The organism is Micrococcus sp. KBS0714, assembly GCF_002008305.4.
Classification (GTDB): Bacteria; Actinomycetota; Actinomycetes; order Actinomycetales; family Micrococcaceae; genus Micrococcus; species Micrococcus luteus.
Genome location: NZ_CP042169.1, coordinates 2,174,647 through 2,197,288 on the forward strand (window position 1 = coordinate 2,174,647; position 22,642 = coordinate 2,197,288).

Here is a 22,642-nt window from a genome sequence, read left to right on the forward strand (position 1 = left end):
CAAGATCGTATACGATCTCGACCATGACGCAGAGCACACCGGAGCCCACGCCCACCGTCACCGAGCACGACTTCACCGTCCGGGAGAACCGGCCGGGCAAGGTGCTCGCCGTCCACCTGAACTACCCCTCCCGCATCGCCCAGCGGGGCCGGCCCCCGCAGGCCCCCGGCTACTTCCTCAAGGCCGGCACCTCCCTCGCCCGCAGCGGCGACACGATCGAGCGCCCCGCCGGCACCGAGCTGCTCGCCTACGAGGGTGAGATCGCGCTGATCATCGGCCGCACCGCCCGGCGCGTCAGCCCGGAGGAGGGCTGGTCGCACGTCTCCGGCATCACCGCCGCCAACGACTGGGGCCTCTACGACCTCCGCCACGCGGACAAGGGCTCCAACGTCAAGAACAAGTCCGGCGACGGCTACACCCCGCTCGGCCCTGCGGTGATCTCCGCCGCGGGTCTGGACCCGGCCGCCCTGCGCGTGCGCACCTGGGTCAACGGCGAGATCGTCCAGGACGACACCACCGAGGGCCTCGTCTTCCCGTTCGGCCGGCTCGTGGCCGACCTCTCGCAGCTCATGACGCTCGAGGAGGGCGATGTCATCCTCACCGGCACCCCCGCCGGCTCCTCCGTGGCCCAGCCGGGCGACGTCGTCGAGGTGGAGGTGGACGCCCCCAGCGCCCCCGGCGCACCGACCACCGGCCGCCTGGTGACGACGGTCGTCGACTCGGAGCACGCCCTGGCCCCGTTCGGCGCGCAGCCGCAGGTGGACGACGTGCAGCGCGAGGAGGCCTGGGGCTCCCGCGAGGCCGCCGGCCTGGCCCCGCAGGCCGAGGCGGCGTCGTCGTCCGCGGTGGACGAGAACGGCCACTGGGTCGCGAGCGCCCCGCAGCCGGACCGTTCCCTGCTGACCCCGGAGCTGCGCGCCAAGATCGACGCCATCGCGGTGGCCACCCTCACCGCCCAGCTGCAGAAGCGCGGCGTCCAGAACGCGACCATCGACGGCCCGCGCCCGGTCCACCGGGGTCGGCGCGTCCTCGGCTACGCGAAGACCCTGCGCTACGTCCCCAAGCGCGAGGACCTGGCCAAGGAGTTCGGCGGCGGCTTCAACGCCCAGAAGCGGGCGATCGATTCGGTGCAGCCGGACGACGTGGTGGTCATGGAGGCCCGTGGCGAGCACGGCACCGGCACCCTCGGGGACGTCCTGGCCCTGCGCGCCCAGGTGAACGGCGCGAACGCCGTGATCACGGACGGCGGCATCCGCGACTCCGCCGCCGTCGCCGAGGTCGGCCTCCAGGTGTACGCCGGCGCCACGCACCCGGCGGTGCTGGGCCGCCGTCACATCCCGTGGGAGGTCGGCGGCACCATCGCCTGCGGCGGCACCACCGTGCAGCCCGGCGACATCATCGTCGGCGACGACGACGGTGTGGTGGTCATCCCGCCGTCCCTGCTCCAGGAGGTTGTGGACGACGCCTACGAGCAGGAGCTCCAGGACGCCTGGGCGTACGAGCAGGTCAAGGCCGGCTACCCGGTGGACGGGATGTTCCCCCCGAACGCCGAGTGGAAGGCCAAGTTCGCCGAATACCGCAAGACCCTGCCGGACGCCCCGGCCCCGGAGGGCGACGCCTGAGCATGCGACGCACGGACATCGGAACGGTCGGCCTCGCAGGCGCCCCCGTCTCCAAGGCGGACCGCGCCTACCAGGCGATCCTCGAGGGGATCCGGGACCAGCGCCACGAGCCGGGCGACCGGCTGGTGCTGTCCCAGATCGCCGCGGAGCTGGGCATGTCCGTGGTGCCCGTGCGGGAGGCGATCCGCCGCCTGCAGTCCGAGAAGCTGGTGGCCTACGAGCGCAACGTGGGCGCGACCGTGGTGGGCATCGATCCGGTCGAGTACCGCCACACCATGGAGACGCTGGCGTTGGTGGAGGGGTTCTCCACCGCCCAGTGCGCCCCGCACGTGACCGGCGAGGACCTCGCGGCGGCCCGCGAGGTGAACGCCACCATGCGCGCGATGACGGAGTCGGAGACGGCCTGGGACCCGATGGCGTTCACCGAGCTCAACCGCCGCTTCCACTCGATCCTGTTCGAGCATCACCAGAACGAGCACGTGCACGACCTGGTGCACCGCGGCTGGAACCGCCTGGCCGCGCTGCGCTCCTCCACGTTCGCGTACGTGCCCGGCCGGGCGGTGGCCTCCGTGGACGAGCACGAACACCTGCTGCGCCTGATCGAGGACGGGGCGCGCTTCGAGGAGATCGAGGCCGCCGCCCGCGCCCACCGCCTGAACACCCTGCACGCCTACCTGGAGCACAGCGCCGAGCCGTCCGCGTGACCGCCGGCCGGACCGGCGCCGACGCCGGCTGCTCCAGGCCCCGATCATCAGACCCACCCGAAGCACTCAGTGAAAGAGACACCATGACGGAGAAGACCAGCATCGAGGCCCGCAAGCCCGCGGGCCTGCCCGACGTCCTGCGCCACTACATCGACGGCGAGTTCGTCGACTCGATCGACGGCGACACCTTCGAGGTGCTCGACCCGGTGACCAACGAGCCGTACCTGACGGCCGCCTCCGGCAAGGCCGCGGACATCGACCGCGCCGTCGCCGCCGCGAAGCGGGCCTTCGAGTCCGGCGAATGGTCCCAGGCCCTGCCGCGCCAGCGCTCCCGCGTGCTGCACGCGATCGCCGACATCATGGAGACCCGCGGCAACCAGCTGGCCGAGATGGAGTGCTTCGACACCGGCCTGCCGATCAAGCAGGCGAGGGGCCAGGCCGCCCGCGCCGCCGAGAACTTCCGCTTCTTCGCGGACCTGATCGTGGCCCAGCACGACGACACCTTCAAGGTGCCGGGCCGCCAGATCAACTACGTGAACCGCAAGCCGATCGGCGTCGCCGGCCTGATCACCCCGTGGAACACCCCGTTCATGCTGGAGTCCTGGAAGCTGGCCCCGGCCATCGCCACCGGCAACTCGGTGGTGCTCAAGCCCGCCGAGTTCACCCCGCTCTCGGCCTCCCTGTGGGGCGGGATCTTCGAGGAGGCCGGCCTGCCGAAGGGCGTGTTCAACATGGTGCACGGCTTCGGCGAGGAGGGCTACGCGGGCGACCCGCTCGTGAAGCACCCGGACGTGCCGCTGATCTCCTTCACCGGCGAGTCCCGCACCGGCCAGATCATCTTCGCCAACGCCGCCCCGCACCTGAAGGGCCTGTCCATGGAGCTCGGCGGCAAGTCCCCGGCCGTGGTGTTCGAGGACGCGGACCTGGACGCGGCGATCGACGCGACCATCTTCGGCGTGTTCTCCCTGAACGGCGAGCGCTGCACCGCCGGCTCCCGCATCCTGGTCCAGCGTTCCGTCTACGACGAGTTCGTGGAGCGCTACGCCGCCCAGGCCTCCCGCGTGAAGGTCGGCCTGCCGGACGACGAGACCACCGAGGTCGGCGCCATCGTGCACCCGGAGCACTTCGAGAAGGTCATGTCCTACGTGGAGATCGGCAAGACCGAGGCCCGCCTGGTGGCCGGCGGCGGCCGCCCGGAGGGCTTCCCCGAGGGCAACTTCGTGCAGCCCACCGTGTTCGCGGACGTGGCCCCGGACGCCCGGATCTTCCAGGAGGAGATCTTCGGCCCGGTGGTGGCCATCACCCCGTTCGACACGGAGGAGGAGGCCCTGCAGCTGGCCAACAACACCAAGTACGGCCTGGCCGCCTACATCTGGACCAACGACCTCAAGCGCGCCCACAACGTCGCGCAGAACGTGGAGGCCGGCATGGTGTGGCTGAACTCCAACAACGTGCGGGACCTGCGCACCCCGTTCGGCGGGGTGAAGGCCTCCGGCCTGGGCCACGAGGGCGGCTACCGCTCGATCGACTTCTACACCGACCAGCAGGCCGTGCACATCAACCTCGGCGAGGTCCACAACCCGGTGTTCGGCAAGCAGGAGCAGGCCGCGGCGAAGATCGACGGCTGAGCCCGCGCCGACCGGTGACCACGACGGCGCCCGCACCGTCCCCGCGACGGTGCGGGCGCCGTCGTCGTGGTGGGGCCGGGCCGGGCTCCTCCCCCGGCCCACCCGACGCGGGTTGAGTTGTCGCGGGTGCGGGCGCCCCGGACCCGCGACAACTCAACCCGCGTTCCTCGAGAGCCTTTCCGTCGGTCGCCCGGATCGTATACGATCGAGCCACTGACCGTGTCCCAGGCCACAGCGCACCGCCCCCTCACCAAGGAGCACCGATGACCAACCTCGAGAGCCGCCAGAAGACCTCCTCCGGCTTCTTCGTCACCAAGGAAGTCCCCATCGACCCGGAGAACCCCCTCCCCACCCCGACGTCCGAGGCGCCGGACATCCTGCGCTCCGCCTCGATGGAGCTCGTGGTCACGGACCTCGCCCAGTCCCGCGAGTTCTACGTGGACGTGCTCGGCCTCGTGGTCACCGAGGAGGACGAGGAGACCGTCTACCTGCGCTCCATGGAGGAGTTCATCCACCACAACCTGGTGCTGCGCCAGGGCGAGACCGCCGCCGTGGCCGCGTTCTCCTACCGCGTGCGCACCCCCGAGGACCTGGACAAGGCGGTCGCCTTCTACGAGGAGCTGGGCTGCCGCGTGGAGCGCCGGAAGGACGGCTTCGTCAAGGGCGTCGGCGACTCTGTGCGCGTCGAGGACCCGCTGGGCTTCCCCTACGAGTTCTTCCACGACGTCGAGCACGTGGAGCGCCTGGCTTGGCGCTACGACCTCTACACCCCGGGCGCACTGGTCCGCCTGGACCACTTCAACCAGGTGACCCCGGACGTGCCGCGTGCCGCCCGCTACATGCAGGACCTGGGCTTCCGCGTCACCGAGGACATCCAGGACGAGAACGGCACCGTCTACGCCGCGTGGATGCGCCGCAAGCCCACCGTGCACGACACCGCCATGACCGGCGGCGACGGCCCGCGGATGCACCACGTGTGCTTCGCCACGCACGAGAAGCACAACATCCTGGCGATCTGCGACAAGCTCGGCGCCCTGCGCATGTCCGACCACATCGAGCGCGGCCCGGGTCGCCACGGCGTCTCCAACGCGTTCTACCTCTACCTGCGCGACCCCGACGGCCACCGCGTGGAGGTCTACACCCAGGACTACTACACCGGCGACCCGGACAACCCCGTGGTCACCTGGGACGTGCACGACAACCAGCGCCGCGACTGGTGGGGCACCCCGGTCGTGCCGTCCTGGTACACCGATGCCTCCCGCGTGCTGGACCTCGACGGCAACCTGCAGCCGCTGGTCTCCCGCACCGACGACTCGGAGATGGCCGTGACCATCGGCGCCGACGGCTTCTCCTACACGCGCGAGGGGCAGGGCGAGGAGTCCCTGCCGGAGTGGAAGCAGGGCGAGTACAAGCTCGGCAACCAGCTCTGACCGGCACGGCCGGCACCGCTCCGGGACACCACGACGACGGCGGGCACCCAACGCAGGTGCCCGCCGTCGGCGTCCGCCCTCCCTGCCATCCTCCGCGTCTCCCCGCCCCACGCCGTTCGAGGCGGAAAATCCATCTCATTCGAGCGAGGAGGGCCAGTTTGAGCTCGATTTCCCGCCTCGAAGCATGGGGAGCAGGGGTGTCCCGCCTCGCAGACGGGCCCCGAGGGGCTGGCCTGGCTCACGGTGCACCGCCGCAAGCCCGGGCTGGGCATCGGGACGCGCACCCCGGACTGATCCGGGGCGGTGACAGGATGGCGATGAGGCCGGGGGCCGAGCCGCGCAATCGTATACGATCAAGGCCAGGCCCCTGCCCGTCGTCGTGAAGGAGACCGCTGTGCTGGACCACGAGACCCACGTCAAGATCGCCGACGAGCTGCACCGCGCGGGCATCGACCGCGTGCCCGTGCCACGGCTGACCGCGCGCTACCCGCAGATGGAGATCGAGGACTCGTACGCCGTCCAGCGCATCTGGGCCGAGCGCCAGGTCGAGGCGGGCCGCCGCAAGGTGGGCCACAAGATCGGCCTGACCTCCAAGGCCATGCAGGACGCGACCGGGATCGACGAGCCGGACTACGGCGTGATCTTCGACGACCAGGTGTTCGAGTCCGGCCACGTGTACGAGTGGAAGAAGTACACCCACCCGCGCATCGAGATGGAGCTGGCGTTCGTGCTCAAGGACGAGCTGCGCGGGCCCGGCCTGAACCTGATGGACGTGCTGCGCGCCACCGAGTACGTGGTGCCCGCGCTGGAGGTGCTGGACTCGCGCATCGAGATGGCCGGCCGCACCATCACGGACACCATCTCGGACAACGCCGCCCTGGGCTCCCTGGTGATCGGCGGCCGCCCCGTGGGCGTGGACGACGTGGACCTGCGGTGGGTCTCCGGCATCCTCTCCCGCAACGAGGAGATCATCGAGACCGGCGTGGCCGCGGGCGTGCTGAACCACCCGGCCAACGGCGTGCACTGGCTGGCCAACCGGATCGCCGGGCACGGGGACGCGCTCGAGGCCGGTGAGATCGTGCTCGCCGGCTCCTTCACCCGCCCGATGTGGGTCTACGAGGGCGACACCGTCTACGCCGACTACGGCCCGCTCGGCACCATCACCTGCCGCTTCGCCTGAGCCGGCCGCCGTCGTCGCCCCGCTCACCCGCCCGCCCGCAACGCGGGTTGACCTATCACCAGTACGACCCCGCTCCACCCGCGACAACTCAACCCGCGTCGGGTGGAGGGCGCGGAGAACCCCGGAGGAACGTCCCATGCCCGTCCGCCACAACCCGCAGCCGCTGTTCCGCGACCTCTTCACGCCCGAGGCCGTCGCCGCCCGTGGGGGCCGCCCCGCCGCCGGCATGTTCCTCTCCTCCGGGGACCCGACGACGGCGGAGATCTGCGCCGGCGCGGGCCTCGACTACCTGCTCATCGACGCCGAGCACGCACCGCTGACCCTGCAGGACGTCCTCGCCCAGCTGCGCACGATCGCCGGCTACCGTGTGCCCACCCTGGTGCGCGTGCCGGCGCTGGACACCGTGGCCATCAAGCAGTTCCTGGACCTGGGCGCCCAGTCGCTGCTGGTGCCCATGGTCGACGACGCCGCGATGGCCCGCCGCGCCGTGGCCGCCGCCCGCTACCCGGACGGCTCCGCCGAGGGCGGGGTGCGCGGCGTGGGCTCCGCCCTGGCACGCTCGGGCCGCTGGAACCGGATCCCCGGCTACCTGCCCGGCGCGGCGGACCACGTCTCCGTGATCGTGCAGATCGAGACGGCCGCCGGCGTGCGGAACGCGGACGAGATCGCGGCGGTGGACGGGATCGACGGCGTCTTCATCGGCCCCTCGGACCTCTCCGCGTCCCTGGGCCTGCTCGGCCAGCAGTCGCACCCGGACGTGGTGGCCGCGGTCGAGGAGGTCATCACGAAGGTCAAGGCCGCCGGGAAGATCGTGGGCGTCAACGCGTTCGTGCCCGCGCAGGCCGACGCCTACGCCGCCGCCGGTGCGGACTACGTCAACGTGGGCGCCGACGTCGCCCTGCTGGCCCGCGCCGCCGAGGCCCTCGCCGACCGCTGGTGCCCGGCCCCGAGCAACGCCGCGGCCGACGGGCAGAGCGCGCCCCGCGCGTCGTACTGATCCGGTCATCCCCTCACTTCGGGGCGCGAAATCCACCCCATGGACGCCCGATCCTGGCCCATGACGTGGATTTCCCGCCTCGAATGGCTCGGGGCCGGCGCCCCGGGGGACGTCACCGCCTCCTGCACAACCGCGCCGGGCCCCCTCGCGCGTCCCCAGGCCCCCGCTCGTCTGTCTCGGGATGCCGACCGACGGAGCACGCTCGCCGCATGCCCCGTCGTCCCGCCCCGCTGCCGCCGTCGATCGACCCCGCCGCCTTCACGGTCGACGACGCGCGCCGGGCGGGTGTGACGTGGTCCCGACTGCAGTCCTCAGACCTGCGGCGGCTGCGCCACGGCATCTACGGGCCGGCCGGCCCTGCGGCGGCCTCCGTCCGTGAGTGGACGATGGACGAGGTCCGCGCGTACCAGCGGCGCCACCCCGGCGTCGTCGTCAGCCATGAGACCGCCGCCCGCCTGCACGGCCTGACCGTGCCCGCACGGCTGCTGGCCCCCGGTGCGGTGCACGTCAGCGTCGGCACCTCGGGCGGCCGGCCGGTCCAGGCGGGTCTGGTGCCGCACCGCATCGAGGTGCCGGAGGGACAGCGGATGACGCGGGGCGGCGTGCTCGTGACGACGCCGGCCCGCACGCTGTGGGACCTGTGCGCGGCACGGTCGGCGCTCACCGAGCGGGACGTCGTCGCCGCCGGTGACGCGCTGCTCTGCCCGCCGTGGCTGCCCGGCGGCGGACGCGGGGCTCCCGCCTACACCCCGGAGGAGCTCGTCCGATCGCTGGCCGAACGGGGACGTTTCCGGGGGCGCGGACTGGCCCGGGCAGCGCTGGCGAGGATGCGCGTGGGGGCGGATTCGCCGCGCGAGACGCGTCTGCGGCTGGCGCTCGTCGACGCCGGGCTGCCGGAGCCCGAGGTGCAGTGCCGGCTGGACCCGTCAGACCGCCGCGCTCCGACGGTCGACCTCGGGTATCGGCAGTGGCGCCTCGCGTTGCAATACGACGGCGAGCACCACCGCACCGCCGAGCAGCAGGCCCGAGACGTGCTGCGCGACCGCTGGTGCGCCGACCACGACTGGCTCTCGATCAAGGTCATGTGGGCCGACGCCCGGGACGACTACGCGGACGTCGTCGCGCGGGTGCGGCGCCGGGCGGCCGAGTTCGGTGGGTGACCCGGTGAGATCCACGGCCCCCGCGGCCCGCCACGGCCCCTCGTTTCGAGGCGGGAAATCCAGCTCATAGCACTCTGGTCCACGCCCATGGGGTCGATTTCCCGCCTCGAAAGGACGGGCCCGGTGGGAGTCGGCCCGTGAACACCCGTGCTCCCCCACGTAGCGTGGCCCCATGACCACGTCCGCCCCCACCCTGAGCTCGCATTTCGCCGACACCTTCCCCGAGCTCGCCCTGCCCTGGCAGGCCCAGGTCACGGACGGCCCGCAACTCGTCCTGCTCAACGCCGGCCTCGCGGCGGAGCTCGGCCTCGACGCCGAGTGGCTCGCCAGCGACGACGGCGTCCGCTTCCTCACCGGCGAGCAGCCCGGCCCGCACGCGCGGCCGGTCGCGCAGGCGTACGCGGGCCACCAGTTCGGCCACTACTCCCCCCGCCTGGGTGACGGGCGCGCCCTCCTCCTCGGCGAGCTCACGGCCCCGGACGGTCGGCTCCACGACCTGCATCTCAAGGGCTCCGGTCGCACGCCCTTCGCGCGCGGCAACGCCGACGGGCAGGCCGTGCTCGGCCCCATGCTCCGCGAGTACGTGGTCTCCGAGGCGATGCACGCCCTCGGCGTGCCGACCACGCGGGCGCTCGCCGTCGTCGCCACGGGCCACCCGGTCCGCCGCGAGACCGTGCTGCCGGGCGCGGTGCTGGCCCGGACGGCCGCGTCGCACCTGCGCGTCGGCACGGCCCAGTACGCCGCGGCCCTCCCCGAGCAGGCGCACCCCACGGAGGTGCTGCGCCGGATCGTCGACGAGGCCATCGCCCGCCACCACCCGCACGCCACCGACGCCGAGCACCCCGCGCTCGCGCTCTACGAGGCGGTGATCGCCGCGCAGGCCGAGCTCGTCTCCCGCTGGATGCTCGTCGGCTTCGTGCACGGTGTGATGAACACGGACAACATGACCCTGTCCGGCGAGACTATCGACTACGGCCCCTGCGCGTTCATCGACGCCTTCGATCCGGCCGCGAGCTTCTCCTCGATCGACACCCAGGGCCGGTACGCGTACGGCAATCAGGGGCCCATCGCGGCGTGGAACCTCGCCCGGCTCGGCGAGGCCCTCGTGCCCGTGCTCGACGACGACCCCGACCGCGCCGTCGCGCTCGCCCAGGAGGCGCTGGGCAGGTTCCACGGCGCCCATCTCGCGGCGTGGCGGGGCGGACTGCGGGACAAGCTCGGTCTCCCGGCGTCGGTGGCGGAGGACGACGTCGCCGCGCTCACCGACCGCCTGTTCCCGTGGCTGGCCGCGGCGCGGGCCGACTGGACCTCGTTCTGGGTGCGGCTGGCCGAGCACACGGCGGCGCCCGTGGACGACGACGCGGCGCGCACCGAGGCGGCACGACTCGTCCCCGGCGCTCCGGACCCCGCGGGGCTCGCCGCCTGGCTCGCGGACTGGCGGGCGATGGGTCCCGATCCGGCCCGGATGCGCGCGGTGAACCCCGTCTACATCCCGCGGAACCACCTGCTCGACGAGGCCCTGACGGCCGCGGAGGGCGGGGACCTCGCCCCGGTCCACCGGCTGCTCGAGGCCGTCACGGATCCCTTCACCCCGCGCCCCGGGTTCGAGCGGTACGCGGAGCCGGGTCCGGCGGACGGGGCCCCGTTCGTCACCTACTGCGGCACCTGACCGCTTTCGTTGACGAAACGGGCGCCCTCACCCCCGCGCCAGCGACTTGACCGGCACGGCCGGGTCCGCGAGCGCGGCGGCGTCCACCACGATCCCCCGGTCGATGATGCGCCGGGCGGCCTTGACGGTCATGGGGTCGTCGATCGACGCGGCCCCGCGCAGGGTCCCGTCCGCGGCCAGCGCGAAGCTCGCCACCACGACGCCGCGCACCTCGCGGTCCACGATCCGCCCGCCGGCCGGCACCGTCATGTCCCCCACGGCCTCCACGTGGGCGTCGTACCGGTCGGACCAGAACCACGGGGCGCCCGGGGCGTCCGTCTGCTCCCCCAGGAGCGCCGCCGCGGCGGCCGCACCGGAACGCAGGGCCGGCTCCCAGTGCCGCGACGTGGCCCACGCGGACTCCCGGGCGCGCGCGGCGTCACCCACGGCCAGGATCCCGGGCACGGTCGTGCGGCCCATCGCGTCCGTGAGCACGCCGTCGGCCACCTCCAGACCGGCGTCCTCGGCGAGGGCGGTGTCCGGCACGGTGCCCCCGGCCAGCACCACGACGTCGGCGTCCACGGTCCGCCCGTCGTGGAGGTGGAGCCGGTGGGCGGCCGGCAGCGCGGCGCCGCCGTCGGCGTCCCGGTGCTCGATCCAGGCCGCCCGGCCGACCTCGACCGCGACCCCGTGCTCGACGTGCATCCGGTGCAGGCGGGCGGCCAGCGCCGGCCCGACGGCTGCGCGGGCCGGGGCGTCCGTCCCGGTCACGAGCGTCACCGCGGCGAGCGAGCGACGCGCCGCGGCCGCGACCTCCGCCCCCGTGAAGCCGCCGCCCACGACCGCCACCTCGGCCCCGAACGTCAGGCGGTCGCGCAGGGCCTCGGCGTCGGAGCGGGTGCGCAGGGTGATTAGGTCCGGGTGGTCGGCGCCGGCGACGTCGAGGGCCCGGGGTCGCCCGCCCGTGGCGAGCACGACCGCGTCCGCCTCCAGGACCCGCCCGGAGGCCGTCTCCACCCGGTGGGGCGCGGGGCCGCCGTCGGGGTGGACGCCGCCCGGCACCACCCGGACCGCCGCGTCCTCCACCAGCTCCACGCCGTGCTCGGCGAACCACGTCGGCGGGGCGAGCAGCAGGCGGCGCGCGTCCGCGTCGCCGGTCAGGAACTCCTTGCTCAGGGGTGGCCGGTCATAGGGCACGCCCTGCGGGTCCACGAGTGCGATCTCGCCCGCGAAACCGCGACGCCGCAGCTCGCGGACCACGGCGAAGCCCGCGACGCCGCCGCCCACCACCGCGACCGAGCCGGGCACGCCTGCCGGGGCCTCGACGTCGTGGCTCATGCGCCGGGGACGAGGTAGAGCTGGCCCTCGCGCTCCTCGACGCGGTGCACGCCGACGCCCTTGGTGGCGGGCAGGCAGAGCGCCTCGCCGGTGCGCAGGCAGAACTGCGCGGCGTGCAGCGGGCACTCCACCCGGTCGTCCTCGAGCCAGCCCTCGGCCAGCGAGGCGTCCTCGTGGGTGCACGTGTCGTCGATCGCGTGGAACTCGCCTGCGTCCGTGTGGAACACCGCGACGTCGTCCCTCGTCCCCGCCGTCGCCGCCGGGACGACGATCGCCTCGCCCTCCGGGACGTCCGCCGCCGCGCCGATGTGGATCGGCTCCGCCATGGTCTGCCTCCTCTGGTTCCCGGGCCGGGCGGCCCGTGGTGGTCTCCCGTCACCGTATCCCCCGGCGCGGACCCGACACCCCTCCGCTGTGCTCCGCCCCGGTATGGAATCGCCTCCTCCTGTGAATGAATGAACCGGACATCACCGGGGCGTGAAATGACCCGACAAGCCTCCGAAAAATGCTCCCGGGAATGGCCGATCACGCTACGATCACGACGGCTCTCCAGCCCTCATCCCACCCGCACCACGCCACCGACCCGGGAAGGCGACACGGCCTGCGCCTGTCGTTCCTCGGGCACTCCACCTTCCGAAGGCATCCGCATGAAGATTCTCCCGCCGCGCTCCGCCGCGTCCCCCCGCCCGCTCGCGCCCGCCGTCGCGGTCGCCGCGCTCTCCATCCTCGTCGGCGGCCTGCTCCCGCAGTCGCCGTCCGCGACCACGGAGGGCGCCCCCGACGCACGCCCTCGCGACGATGCCGCCCGCGCCACGACCGTCGGCGCGGCCGCGACCCCCGCGTCGGCCGCTCCCGTCGAGGGCGCCGGCGTCGCGACCGTCCCACAGGAGGGCGAGAACCTCGTCCCGGCCGAGGAGGCCCCGGCCGGCGTCGTGCTCGGCGAGCCCGTGGTGGACCGCCCGTTCACGGTGGCCGCCGCCGTGTGGGACGCCGCGGCGGACGACGCCGTGAAGCGCGTGGAGATCCGCGTGCGTCAGGACGGGGCCTGGGGCCCGTGGCAGGTCCTGGATCGGCCCGTCCTGCCCGAGGACGCCGCCCCCGCGCGCACCGGCACGGACCCGTTCGTCGCGTTCGGCGCGGACGGCGCCCAGCTGCGCGTGACCACCGTCGACGGCGCGGCCCCGGCCGGCCTCGAGCTGTCCCTCATCGACCCGGGCACGGCCGCCACGGACGAGACCGTCGCGAGCGCTCACCCGGCGGTGGCCGCCGAGCAGGCCGCGGAGACGGCCGGCCTGCCCCGGGGCGTGAAGTCGAGCGCCGTCGTCGGGGGCGAGGAGCCCGCCGAGGCCCGCACCGTGGCCACGGTCTCGGACGCCCGCGCGAAGATCCTCCCGGACGTCATCACCCGCGCACAGTGGGGCGCGGACGAGTCCTGGGCGGAGGACTCCCCGCAGTTCGACCAGGTGCGCGCCCTGACCATCCACCACACGGCCGGCACCAACGACTACACGCGCGCCCAGGCCGTGGAGCAGATGCGCGGTATCTACGCGTACTACACGAAGACCCTCGGCTGGGGCGACTTCCCGTACCACCTGATCACGGACCGCTTCGGCAACATCTACGAGGGCCGCCGCGGCGCCCTGGACTCGAACCCGCTGGGCACACACGCGGGCGGGTTCAACCGGGGCACGATGGGCGTCTCCACGATGGGCAACTACGACGTGGTCGCCCCGTCCGAGGAGGTCGTGGACGCGATGGCCCGCGCCACCGCCTACTACCTGTACCGCGACGGCATCGACGCGCGCGGCCGGGTCACCCTGACCTCGGGCGGCAGCACGAAGTACGCCGCGGGCACGCCCGTCACCGTGGACACGATCTTCCCGCACCGGGCCACGTCCGCGACCGCGTGCCCGGGGCAGCACCTGATGGCCCGCTTCGACGACCTGCGGGACCGCGCCGAGGCCATCGCGACGGCGGCCGGCCAGCCGCCGGCAGCGGTCACCCCGGCTCCGACGCCGGCCCCGACGACCGAGCGGTCGACCGCTGGCACGTACACGGTGCAGCCGAACGACGGCTGGTGGACCATCGCCCGCCGCACCGGCGTGCCCGCGGCCACCCTCCAAGAGCTCAACGGCATGACCGAGTCGACCGTGCTCCACCCGGGCATGGTGCTGCGCACCGTCGCCGACCCGACCGCCCCGGAGCCCACCCCGATCACCACCGGCACCTACACGGTGCAGCCGAACGACGGCTGGTGGGTCATCGCCCGACGGACCGGCGTCAGCGCCGCGGAGCTCCAGCGGCTCAACGGCATGACGGCGTCGACCGTCCTGCACCCGGGGATGGTGCTCATCACGGCCGCCACGGCGCCGGCCTCCCCGCCCGCGCCTGCCCCGGCCCCGGGCACGTACACGGTCCGCGAGGGCGACGGCTGGTGGATCATCGCCCACCGCACCGGCGTGACGATGGAGACCCTCCAGCGCCTCAACGGCATGACCGCGACCACCGTGCTGCACCCGGGGATGGTGCTGCGGACTGGCCAGACCGCCTCCGCCCCGGCGCCCTCGCCCGCCACGTACGTGGTCCAGGCGAACGACGGCTGGTGGCTCATCGCCCAGCGCACGGGCGTCTCCATGGAGCGCCTGCAGCGCCTCAACGGCATGACGGTCTCGACCATGCTCCACCCGGGCATGGTGCTGCGCACCGCCTGAGCACCCCGCCGGGACGACGTCGGCCCGCGCCTGCGCGTGAAGGTGCGGGCCGACGTCGTCGGTTGAGTTATCACCGGTCGTAGGCCGCCGCACCCGGGATAAGTCAACCGGCGTTCCCCCGAGGCACGAGTGGGACGCCGAGGACGCCCTCGTGGCGCTGCGCCGCTGAGCGGCCGTCACAGACCCGGCCTCTCCGCCCCCGGGCGCCCCCGGACCCCGCCCGCGGCCTACCCTGGAGGAGCCCGAACCGGGCCGCGACCGAGTCACGAGGAGATGAGACGAGCGCATGACCCGCCTGCCCGGTCTGCGTCCCCCGCGGTTCCTGGACCCGTGGCGTCGCCCGCTGGCCCCCCGTCTGCCCTGGCACGTGGTCCTCGCGGCCTCGATCGCGGGGGCACTGACCATCGCCACCCTCAGCCTCGGCGAGGACCTGGCCTCCGTGCCGCTGCTGGTGGGCGCCTTCGGCTCGTCCTGCGTGCTCGTGTTCCTCGTGCCGCACGGCCCGCACTCCCACCCTGCCAACGTGCTCGTGGGGCACGTGGTCTCGGCCGCATGCGGGATCGCCGTGATCTCCGTGCTGCCCCTGGCCTGGTACTCGCTCGCGGCCGGCATGGGCCTGGCGATGGCCGTCATGGCCGGGCTCCGCGTGATCCACGCCCCCGCGGGCGCCACCGCGCTGGCGGTCATGCTGAGCAACGCGGACTGGCACTACCTGGTCACCCCGGTGCTCGCCGGGGCGCTGGTCCTCACCGCGTGCGCGCTGCTGTACCGCCGCCTGATGTGGCGGGTGATCGGGCCGGCGGAGTGAGCCCACGCCGGGCCAGGGCCGCCACGGTCAACGCCGGATGCTCCGCGTCGAACGCGGAGAGGACCCGGATCAGCCGGTCCAACGTGCCGCTCATGCCGGCCCGCTCACGCCAGGAAGTCGCGCGCGACCTCGAGGAAGCGGTCGTTGGCCTCCTTCTCGCCGATGCTCACGCGCACGCCCTCGCCCGCGAACGCCCGGACGGACAGGGCCCGGGCCTGGGCGGCCTCGGCGAACGCCTGTGTGCGCTCCCCGAGCGGCAGCCACACGAAGTTGGCCTGCGAGGCGGGCAGGTCCCAGCCGGCCTCGGCCAGGGCGGCGGCGACGCGCTCGCGCTCGTCGACGACGATCTGCACGCGCTCGAGGACCTCGTCCAGGTGCTCGAGCGAGGCGATCGCGGCCTCCTCGGCCACCGTGGACACCGCGAACGGGGTGGCCACGGTGCGCAGGGCCTTGGTGATCTCCGGCTGCGAGACCGAGTAGCCCACGCGCAGGTTGGCCAGGCCGTGCGCCTTTGAGAAGGTGCGCAGCACGACGACGTTCGCGTGCTTGCGGTACATCTCCAGGCCCTTGACCGCGTCCTCGTCGCGGACGAACTCCACGTACGCCTCGTCGATGACCACGAGGATGTGCGCGGGCACGCGCGCCAGGAAGTCTTCGACCTCGGCGGTCGTGAGCACGGGGCCGGTCGGGTTGTTGGGGGTGCAGAGCAGGATCACGCGGGTGCGCTCCGTGATCGCCTCCAGCATGGCCGGCAGGTCGTGGCGGTGGTCCGCGGTGAGCGGCACCTGCACGTCCACGGCACCGGCGGTGCGGACCACGATCGGGTAGGCCTCGAAGGAGCGCCACGCGAAGATCACCTCGTCGCCCTCCCCGGCCTCGCCGTGGCCGGCGAAGGCAGTGATGACCTGGGCCAGGGCGCCGAGGGAGCCGGCGCCGGTCACGACGTCGTCCGCCGGGACGTCCAGGTGTGCGGCCAGGGCCTGGCGCAGGCCGGTGGAGAGGGTGTCCGGGTAGCGGCAGAGGGTGCTGGGCGCGCCCTCCGGGCCGGTCACGACCTGACGCACCCGGTCGATCACGCCGGACACGGGCGCGTAGGGGTTCTCGTTCGAGGAGAGCTTGTAGGGGTGCAGGCCCGGGACGGCGACCGGCGGCTTGCCGGCGGCGTACGGCGGCAGCATGCCGACCTTCTTGTGGGGCGCGACCACGGCGGGCGTCTGCTGTGCGTCATCAGTCATGGCCACCAGGGTAATGCGGGCCGCGGACGCTGTGATCCGCCCCACGGGCCCCGGACACGGCGCCCCGGGGTTCAGGCTGCGCCGAAGGCGACGGCGACGGCCCGGGCCGCCTCACCGAGCCGGTCCCCGAGGCGCGCCGGGTCCTCCGGCCGCGTCGCGTAGACCACGGCGAGGGCGGCGGGCAGCTGGCCGGGGACCCGCAGCGGCACGGCGACCGAGGAGACGCCGGTGATGACCTCGTCGGAGCTGACGGCCCAGCCGCGCTCCCGCACGTCGTCGAGCTCGGGCCGCTCGGGCGCGGCCTCGCCGGGCAGCCGCGCCCACTCCTGTCCGGTCAGGGCGACGGCGATCGCCATCCCCGGCGCACCGACCCCGAGGGGGTGCCGGGTCCCCGGCCGCTGCGTGACGAGGTTGCCGCTGGGCGGCTCGGCCGTGGCCAGGGTGAGGCAGTGGGCCCCGTCCCACACCACCAGGAACGCGGTCATGCCCAGGTCCGTGGAGACGGCCGTCAGGTGCGGCATGGCCGCCGCGCGCAGATCCTGCTCCACCCGGCGGGCGAGGACGGCCAGGCCGGGGGCGGCGTGGACGCGGCCGAGGCCGTCGCGGCGCAGCAGGCCATGGGTCTCGAAGGTGCGCAGCATGCGGTAGGCGACCGAGCGATGGACGCCCAGGCCGTCGGCGAGGTCGGCGATGGTGGGCGGCTCGGGCGCCTCCACGACGGCCTCGAGCAGGGTGAGCGCGCGGGAGAGCGTCTGGGAGGGTGCGCCCTCCCGGACCGGGCCGCCGTCGTGCTCCGCCATCTGTACTCCTCGCCTCGGGTGCCGGACGTGACGCGCCCGGGGCGTGGTCGGCCCGCGCGCTGGTTGTGAACCCGGTCACGTCCGCGTACAGTCTGGCACACATGTGTTCCCAGGGAGAACACCGTGTTCTCTGAGAGAACACGCCGTCGGGTGGCACGCGCACCGCGCAGCGACATCCCCCGCAGCGAAAGGACCCCCATGCTCTTCCACCACCACGGCTACGTCTCCACGAACCCGCGCGTCCAGGTGGCGGCCGGCATCGGCCTGGACCGCCCCGCCGAGCTGCCGGACGAGATGGACGTGCTGATCGTCGGCTCGGGCCCGGCCGGCATGATCGCCGCCGCCCAGCTCGCGATGTTCCCGGACGTCCACACCCGCATCATCGAGCGCCGCCCCCACCGCCTCGAGATCGGCCAGGCGGACGGCATCCAGGCCCGCTCCGTGGAGACCTTCCAGGCCTTCGGCTTCGCGAGCGAGATCATCGACGAGGCCTTCGACCTGACCTCCATGGCGTTCTGGAACCCGGCCGAGGACGACGCGGACACGATCGTGCGCACCTCGCTGGCCGAGGACGACCCGGAGGGCGTCTCCGAGTTCCCGCACCTGATCGTGAACCAGGCCCGCATCCTGGACTGGTTCGCCGAGTACATGAAGAACTCCCCCACCCGCGCGCGGCCGGACTACGGCTGGGCGTTCGAGACCCTCGAGGACACGAACGACGGCGAGCACCCCGTGCTCGTGACCCTGCGCCGCACCGTGGACGCCGAGGAGAACGCCCTCGAGGACCCCGCCTCGGGCCCGACCCGCCAGGTGCGCGCCAAGTACGTGGTGGGCGCGGATGGCGCGGGCTCTCGCGTCCGCAAGGCGATCGGCCACACCCTGACCGGCGACGCCGCGAACCACGCGTGGGGCGTCATGGACGCGCTGGCCGACACGGACTTCCCCGACATCCGCACCAAGTGCGCGATCCACTCGTCCAGCGGCTCGATCCTCCTGATCCCCCGCGAGGGCGGCCACCTGTCCCGCATGTACGTGGACCTCGGCGAGGTCCCGGCGGACGACGACCACAAGGTGCGCCAGACCCCGCTCGAGGAGATCATCCGCCGGGCCCAGCAGATCCTGCGCCCCTACACGCTGGACGTGAAGGAGGTCGCCTGGCATTCGGTGTACGAGGTGGGCCACCGCCTCACCTCGGGCTTCGACAACCGCGAGCGCGTGGCCCACCCCAACGTGTTCCTGCTCGGCGACGCCTGCCACACCCACTCCGCGAAGGCCGGCCAGGGCATGAACGTGTCCATGCAGGACGGCTGGAACCTCGGCTGGAAGCTGGGCCAGGTGCTCTCCGGGCTGGCCCCGGTCGAGCTCGTGCCGACCTACGCGGAGGAGCGCAAGGAGATCGCCAAGAACCTGATCGACTTCGACAAGGAGTGGTCGACGCTCATGGCCACGCCCACCTCCGAGCTGGGCGACCCGAACGAGGTGGCCGAGTTCTACACGAAGACCGCCGAGTTCCCGGCCGGCTTCATGACGGAGTACCAGCCCTCCCTCCTCACCACGGACGCCACCGGTCAGGCACTGGCGCAGGGCTACCCCATCGGCAAGCGCTTCAAGTCGGCGCTGGTGGAGCGCTCGTGCGACACCAACGTCAAGCACCTGGGCCACCTGCACCGCGCGGACGGCCGCTGGCGCGTCTACGTGTTCGCCGACGCCGCCTCCCCGCGCGCCGAGGATTCGAAGGTCGCGGCGTGGGCGAAGGCGATCGAGGAGGACCCGCGGTCCTTCCGCAACCGCCACACCCCGTCGGACGGGCCGGAGGACGCCCGCTTCGACATCAAGGTCGTGTACCAGCAGAAGCAGACCGAGTTCGCCCACCCGGACGTGCCGTCGATCTTCCGGCCGACCACCGGCTCCCTCGGCCTGCACGACCTGAACAACATCTTCGCCACGTGCCGGCCCCAGCACGGCGAGGACATCTTCGAGGCCCGCGGCATCAGCCGTGACGGTGCCGTCGTCGTGGTCCGCCCGGACCAGTACGTCTCCGGCGTCTTCGGCCTGGACGAGGTCGACCGCCTGAACGCGTTCTTCGCGGGCGTGCTGCTCGACGCGAACTGAGCAGGCGGCGGCGGGCGCCCCGCCGCCGGGGCGCTCACCGGGATCCCGGGGGCCGGTGGCCCCCCTCCGGCGGCGTGCGACGCAGGCGCACCGCCCGACTCGAGGCCACGGTCCCCGCGGTCAGCCCGGCCAACGCGGCGGAGAGCCCGGCGACCTCCGCCCGGGCCGCGGGCTCGGCGGCCTCGAACTGCCGGATCAGGTCCACCTGGCCCTCGAAGTCGTGGGCGGCGTCCAGGTCGGCCTTCACCGCCAGCGGAGAGCCGGTCCGGAAGCCGCCCCCGGGCGCGTCCCACCCGTGGCCGGCCGGGTGGAAGACCACCTCGGCCCGGCGCGCCGAGACGGGGGTGGGCGCCCCGTCCGCGGCGACGGCCAGGTCCCCGTCCGCGGAGAACTCCAGCACCGCGGTCCGCCCGGTCTCCACCGCGTTGCCGGACGGCGCCGCGATCGTCATGACGCCGGCCACGGGGTACACGGACGTGAAGTCCTCCCGGCCGGCCAGGTTCACGGCGTGCACCCCGCCCTGCGAATAGCCGGCCAGGACGAGCGGAACGCCGTGCGGGACGCCGGCCGCCTCGAGCGCCGCCCGCACCGCCGGGGCCGTGATCTCGGACTCGGAGCCGAGGGCGTCCAGCAGTCCGCCGGCGTCCCACGGGTCGGTCGACTCGGGATCCGGGATCAGGCCGCCGCGGGTGCCCGGCAGGCCCACCACCCAGGCGCGGCTCCCGTTCTCCTGCACCACCTCCGTGACCGTGAGGTCCCCGTCCCCCTCCCCACGCGGGATGAGAGAGGCCAGCCCCGCGGCCGAGCCGTCCAGCCGGGCGGGCGCCGCCGGCCGGTCCTGCGGCGCCCCGTGCGGGGTCACCGCGCCCCGGGGCGCCGCGCCGGCGAGGGCCAGGGCGTCCGCCGCCACGGTCCACGCCTCGTCCGGGGAGACCCGCAGCGCCTCGGTGAGGTCCGACGCGGCGTCCGTCCCCTTCTTCGCCGCGGTGGAGACGGGCCGCTTCAGCACGCGCTTCTGCGCCCTCGTCAGCATCTTCACGTCGATCCGCGCCAGGGCCGCGAGCAGGGGGAACCCGGTGGCCGCGAGCGCGGCGGACACGATGGCCTCGGGCACCGCCTGGACGAGGTCCCGCACGAGCCGCTCCGCCTCGCGGGTGGTGAGGCCGTCATGGCCGTCCCGCCAGAGCAGGCCGGGCAGCTCCTCCAGGGAGGCGTCCTCGGCGGCCATGATGCCGGCCGCGGCGCGCTCGGCCTCCTCATAGCGGGCCGCCGCGGAGAGCAGGTCGCGGTGCAGCTCGGCGCACTGCTCCGACAGGCTCCGCACGCGACCGACCGCCTCCGCCAGCCGGTCCTGCAGCAGGGCGGCGGAGGCGAGCCACGTGGCCGACCGGCCCAGCCCGAAGGCGGCCGCGTCGACCTGCCACGAGGCTCCGGCCGCCTCTTCGGCGGCGTGCTCGTGCCGCCCGGCCACGACGCGCATCTCCTCGGCCTCCGCGTAGATCGAGCCCGGTCCGCCGTGCGTGCTGAAGGCCACCGCCCCCGGGCCAGCACCCCGCCCGCCGGTCATGCCGCCACCGCCAGCGAGCGCAGGACGGCCAGCGCCGTCTCCTCGGCCGCCCGCTGCCGGGCCTCCGCGTTCCGGCGCGCGTCCTCGGCGTCCCGCTCGGCGGTGGCCCGCAGGGCGAGCCACTCGCCGGCCTCCCGTTCGAGCTCCGCCGCCAGGGCCGCCGCCCGTCGCACGGCCTCCCCGTAGGCACCGGCGGCCTCCCCGCGCCATCCCGTCTGGATCGCGGAGCGCACGTCCGTGGCGGCGCTGACCAGCCCGCCCAGCGCCGCGCGCAGCTGCGTCTGGGCCACGGCGAGGTCGGCGAGGGCCTGCTCGGCGGCCTCCCGCTCGCGCCGGGCGGGGTCGGCCCACGCGACCAGGCGGGCGGCGTCGTCGTCGAGTCCGACGGCCCGCAGGGCCGTGGCGATCTGCTGAGGTCCGATGAGGGGTGGCATGCGGCCACCGTAGGGAGCGCCAGGGTCCCGCGACCGCGGCGCGGGACGATCCGGGGATGGGGGACGCCGTCGGGACGCCTGTGCAGGAGCCAACCCTCCCGCACCATCCCGACGGCGGCCTCGCACCCGGGTCGCACCGGCTCCGGCGTGTTGACCGAGGTCACACCCTGGCCTATCCTGAACGAGCGGTCAGTAATTCGGTGCGCCCCGGTGCGCCCTGACCACGGAACCAGCCCGCACTCAGCGTGAGGTGATCCCCATGACGCAGACCAGCTCCCCCCAGCACCTGGCCTCCGTCCCGTCCCCCGAGGATGCGGCCGGCCAGGAGAACTTCGACCGTCTGATCGCGGAGGACTCGCGCATCGAGCCCCGCGACTGGATGCCCGAGGCGTACCGCAAGTCCCTGACCCGCCAGGTCTCCCAGCACGCGCACTCCGAGATCATCGGCATGCAGCCGGAGGCCAACTGGATCACCCGCGCCCCCTCCCTGAAGCGCAAGGCGATCCTCATGGCCAAGGTCCAGGACGAGGCCGGCCACGGCCTGTACCTGTACTCCGCCGCCGAGACCCTCGGCACGCCGCGGGACGAGCTGAACGAGCAGCTGCTCTCCGGTCGCGCGAAGTACTCCTCGATCTTCAACTACCCGGCCCGCACCTGGGCGGACATGGGCGCGATCGGCTGGCTCGTCGACGGCGCCGCGATCTGCAACCAGGTGCCGCTGTGCCGCGCCTCCTACGGCCCGTACGGCCGCGCGATGGTGCGCATCTGCAAGGAGGAGTCGTTCCACCAGCGCCAGGGCTGGGAGATCCTCTACGAGCTCTCGCACGGCACCCCGGAGCAGAAGCAGATGGCCCAGGACGCCGTGAACCGCTTCTACGGCCCGGCCCTGCAGATGTTCGGCCCGACGGACGAGGACTCCCCCAACTCCCGCCAGTCCATGGCGTGGAAGGTCAAGCGCTTCTCCAACGACGACCTGCGCCAGCGCTTCGTGGACATGATCGTCCCGCAGGCCGAGGCCCTCGGCCTCACCCTGCCGGACCCGGACCTGAAGTGGAACGAGGAGCGCGGCCACTACGACTTCGGCGAGCTGGACTGGGACGAGTTCATGTCCGTGATCAAGGGCGACGGCCCCATGAACACCCAGCGCATGGCCCGCCGCATCCAGGCCCACGAGGACGGCGCCTGGGTCCGCGAGGCCGCCGCCGCCTACGCCCGCCGCCAGGCCGAGCAGAACGCGCCGGCCGAGACCCACCTGATCGGAGCCTGAC

Annotated in this window: 18 protein-coding genes; 12 read left to right on the forward strand and 6 right to left on the reverse strand. The window is 73.7% G+C overall.

Annotated elements, in window-relative coordinates:
- Positions 1-23 precede the first annotated feature (23 nt).
- The 8 genes from B1A86_RS09910 (at position 24) to B1A86_RS09945 (ending at position 10,390) form a co-directional block, all read left to right on the forward strand.
- Positions 24-1,622 carry a fumarylacetoacetate hydrolase family protein gene (locus B1A86_RS09910; protein WP_078026217.1) on the forward strand — a complete coding sequence of 533 codons (1,599 nt, stop codon included), beginning with the start codon at positions 24-26 and terminating at the stop codon, positions 1,620-1,622.
- Positions 1,623-1,624: 2 nt separating this feature from the next.
- Positions 1,625-2,326, forward strand: a complete 702-nt coding sequence (locus B1A86_RS09915; protein ID WP_078026216.1) for a GntR family transcriptional regulator — start codon at positions 1,625-1,627, stop codon at positions 2,324-2,326.
- 83 nt (positions 2,327-2,409) lie between these two features.
- The gene (gene hpaE / locus B1A86_RS09920; protein WP_078026215.1) at positions 2,410-3,954 is read left to right on the forward strand and encodes a 5-carboxymethyl-2-hydroxymuconate semialdehyde dehydrogenase; all 1,545 of its coding nucleotides are present in this window, start codon (positions 2,410-2,412) and stop codon (positions 3,952-3,954) included.
- A 263-nt stretch (positions 3,955-4,217) separates the two neighbouring features.
- Positions 4,218-5,384, forward strand: coding sequence for a 3,4-dihydroxyphenylacetate 2,3-dioxygenase (hpaD, locus tag B1A86_RS09925; protein WP_078026214.1), 1,167 nt, complete (start codon positions 4,218-4,220; stop codon positions 5,382-5,384).
- A 394-nt stretch (positions 5,385-5,778) separates the two neighbouring features.
- A complete protein-coding gene (locus B1A86_RS09930) occupies positions 5,779-6,564 on the forward strand; it encodes a fumarylacetoacetate hydrolase family protein (protein ID WP_078026213.1) in 786 nt (261 codons plus the stop codon).
- A 136-nt stretch (positions 6,565-6,700) separates the two neighbouring features.
- The gene (locus tag B1A86_RS09935) at positions 6,701-7,561 is read left to right on the forward strand and encodes an HpcH/HpaI aldolase/citrate lyase family protein (protein ID WP_069941119.1); all 861 of its coding nucleotides are present in this window, start codon (positions 6,701-6,703) and stop codon (positions 7,559-7,561) included.
- Between the two features lie 209 nt (positions 7,562-7,770).
- The gene (locus B1A86_RS09940) at positions 7,771-8,721 is read left to right on the forward strand and encodes a hypothetical protein (RefSeq protein WP_070709504.1); all 951 of its coding nucleotides are present in this window, start codon (positions 7,771-7,773) and stop codon (positions 8,719-8,721) included.
- A gap of 172 nt (positions 8,722-8,893) precedes the next feature.
- Complete coding sequence (locus tag B1A86_RS09945) at positions 8,894-10,390, forward strand: YdiU family protein (protein ID WP_070709506.1); 1,497 nt, start codon at positions 8,894-8,896, stop codon at positions 10,388-10,390.
- Positions 10,391-10,417: 27 nt separating this feature from the next.
- Here B1A86_RS09945 and B1A86_RS09950 read toward each other — a convergent pair whose 3' ends face one another.
- Together B1A86_RS09950 and B1A86_RS09955 are read right to left on the reverse strand one after the other, a co-directional pair.
- Complete coding sequence (locus B1A86_RS09950) at positions 10,418-11,707, reverse strand: NAD(P)/FAD-dependent oxidoreductase (RefSeq protein ID WP_078026212.1); 1,290 nt, start codon at positions 11,705-11,707, stop codon at positions 10,418-10,420.
- Positions 11,704-12,033, reverse strand: a complete 330-nt coding sequence (locus tag B1A86_RS09955; protein WP_002857882.1) for a bifunctional 3-phenylpropionate/cinnamic acid dioxygenase ferredoxin subunit — start codon at positions 12,031-12,033, stop codon at positions 11,704-11,706. The genes B1A86_RS09950 and B1A86_RS09955 overlap by 4 nt, the downstream gene beginning before the upstream one ends.
- A gap of 321 nt (positions 12,034-12,354) precedes the next feature.
- Between B1A86_RS09955 and B1A86_RS09960 the strand changes: the two genes are divergently transcribed.
- Both B1A86_RS09960 and B1A86_RS09965 read left to right on the forward strand, forming a co-directional pair.
- Positions 12,355-14,418 (forward strand): LysM peptidoglycan-binding domain-containing protein, encoded by a 2,064-nt coding sequence (locus tag B1A86_RS09960; RefSeq protein ID WP_078026211.1) that lies wholly within the window; start codon positions 12,355-12,357, stop codon positions 14,416-14,418.
- Between the two features lie 286 nt (positions 14,419-14,704).
- Complete coding sequence (locus B1A86_RS09965; protein WP_073117004.1) at positions 14,705-15,226, forward strand: HPP family protein; 522 nt, start codon at positions 14,705-14,707, stop codon at positions 15,224-15,226.
- A gap of 104 nt (positions 15,227-15,330) precedes the next feature.
- Here B1A86_RS09965 and B1A86_RS09975 read toward each other — a convergent pair whose 3' ends face one another.
- Entirely contained in the window at positions 15,331-16,461 is a 1,131-nt protein-coding gene (locus tag B1A86_RS09975) for a histidinol-phosphate transaminase (protein ID WP_210411799.1), read from the reverse strand.
- 71 nt (positions 16,462-16,532) lie between these two features.
- Positions 16,533-17,261 (reverse strand): IclR family transcriptional regulator, encoded by a 729-nt coding sequence (locus tag B1A86_RS09980; RefSeq protein ID WP_078026209.1) that lies wholly within the window; start codon positions 17,259-17,261, stop codon positions 16,533-16,535.
- Positions 17,262-17,459: 198 nt separating this feature from the next.
- Between B1A86_RS09980 and B1A86_RS09985 the strand changes: the two genes are divergently transcribed.
- Entirely contained in the window at positions 17,460-19,373 is a 1,914-nt protein-coding gene (locus B1A86_RS09985; RefSeq protein WP_078026208.1) for an FAD-binding monooxygenase, read from the forward strand.
- A gap of 34 nt (positions 19,374-19,407) precedes the next feature.
- Here the strand turns inward: B1A86_RS09985 and B1A86_RS09990 are convergent, their stop codons facing one another.
- Positions 19,408-20,907, reverse strand: coding sequence for a hypothetical protein (locus B1A86_RS09990; RefSeq protein ID WP_246836821.1), 1,500 nt, complete (start codon positions 20,905-20,907; stop codon positions 19,408-19,410).
- Positions 20,908-20,936: 29 nt separating this feature from the next.
- The gene (locus B1A86_RS09995) at positions 20,937-21,374 is read right to left on the reverse strand and encodes a hypothetical protein (RefSeq protein ID WP_049159396.1); all 438 of its coding nucleotides are present in this window, start codon (positions 21,372-21,374) and stop codon (positions 20,937-20,939) included.
- Between the two features lie 259 nt (positions 21,375-21,633).
- Here B1A86_RS09995 and paaA point away from each other — a divergent pair, with 259 nt between their 5' ends.
- The gene (gene paaA, locus B1A86_RS10000; RefSeq protein ID WP_078026206.1) at positions 21,634-22,641 is read left to right on the forward strand and encodes a 1,2-phenylacetyl-CoA epoxidase subunit PaaA; all 1,008 of its coding nucleotides are present in this window, start codon (positions 21,634-21,636) and stop codon (positions 22,639-22,641) included.
- The last annotated feature ends 1 nt before the right edge of the window (position 22,642 follow it).

Bases quoted from the DNA above. Each gene is read 5' to 3' on its own strand.
- B1A86_RS09950 (WP_078026212.1), bottom strand. From the start codon at position 11,707: ATGAGCCACGACGTCGAGGCCCCGGCAGGCGTGCCCGGCTCGGTCGCG.
- B1A86_RS09935 (WP_069941119.1), top strand. From the start codon at position 6,701: ATGCCCGTCCGCCACAACCCGCAGCCGCTGTTCCGCGACCTCTTCACG.
- B1A86_RS09940 (WP_070709504.1), top strand. From the start codon at position 7,771: ATGCCCCGTCGTCCCGCCCCGCTGCCGCCGTCGATCGACCCCGCCGCC.
- B1A86_RS09910 (WP_078026217.1), top strand. From the start codon at position 24: ATGACGCAGAGCACACCGGAGCCCACGCCCACCGTCACCGAGCACGAC.
- B1A86_RS09995 (WP_049159396.1), bottom strand. From the start codon at position 21,374: ATGCCACCCCTCATCGGACCTCAGCAGATCGCCACGGCCCTGCGGGCC.
- hpaE (WP_078026215.1), top strand. From the start codon at position 2,410: ATGACGGAGAAGACCAGCATCGAGGCCCGCAAGCCCGCGGGCCTGCCC.
- hpaD (WP_078026214.1), top strand. From the start codon at position 4,218: ATGACCAACCTCGAGAGCCGCCAGAAGACCTCCTCCGGCTTCTTCGTC.
- B1A86_RS09975 (WP_210411799.1), bottom strand. From the start codon at position 16,461: ATGACTGATGACGCACAGCAGACGCCCGCCGTGGTCGCGCCCCACAAG.
- B1A86_RS09960 (WP_078026211.1), top strand. From the start codon at position 12,355: ATGAAGATTCTCCCGCCGCGCTCCGCCGCGTCCCCCCGCCCGCTCGCG.
- B1A86_RS09985 (WP_078026208.1), top strand. From the start codon at position 17,460: ATGCTCTTCCACCACCACGGCTACGTCTCCACGAACCCGCGCGTCCAG.
- paaA (WP_078026206.1), top strand. From the start codon at position 21,634: ATGACGCAGACCAGCTCCCCCCAGCACCTGGCCTCCGTCCCGTCCCCC.
- B1A86_RS09945 (WP_070709506.1), top strand. From the start codon at position 8,894: ATGACCACGTCCGCCCCCACCCTGAGCTCGCATTTCGCCGACACCTTC.
- B1A86_RS09915 (WP_078026216.1), top strand. From the start codon at position 1,625: ATGCGACGCACGGACATCGGAACGGTCGGCCTCGCAGGCGCCCCCGTC.
- B1A86_RS09955 (WP_002857882.1), bottom strand. From the start codon at position 12,033: ATGGCGGAGCCGATCCACATCGGCGCGGCGGCGGACGTCCCGGAGGGC.
- B1A86_RS09965 (WP_073117004.1), top strand. From the start codon at position 14,705: ATGACCCGCCTGCCCGGTCTGCGTCCCCCGCGGTTCCTGGACCCGTGG.
- B1A86_RS09980 (WP_078026209.1), bottom strand. From the start codon at position 17,261: ATGGCGGAGCACGACGGCGGCCCGGTCCGGGAGGGCGCACCCTCCCAG.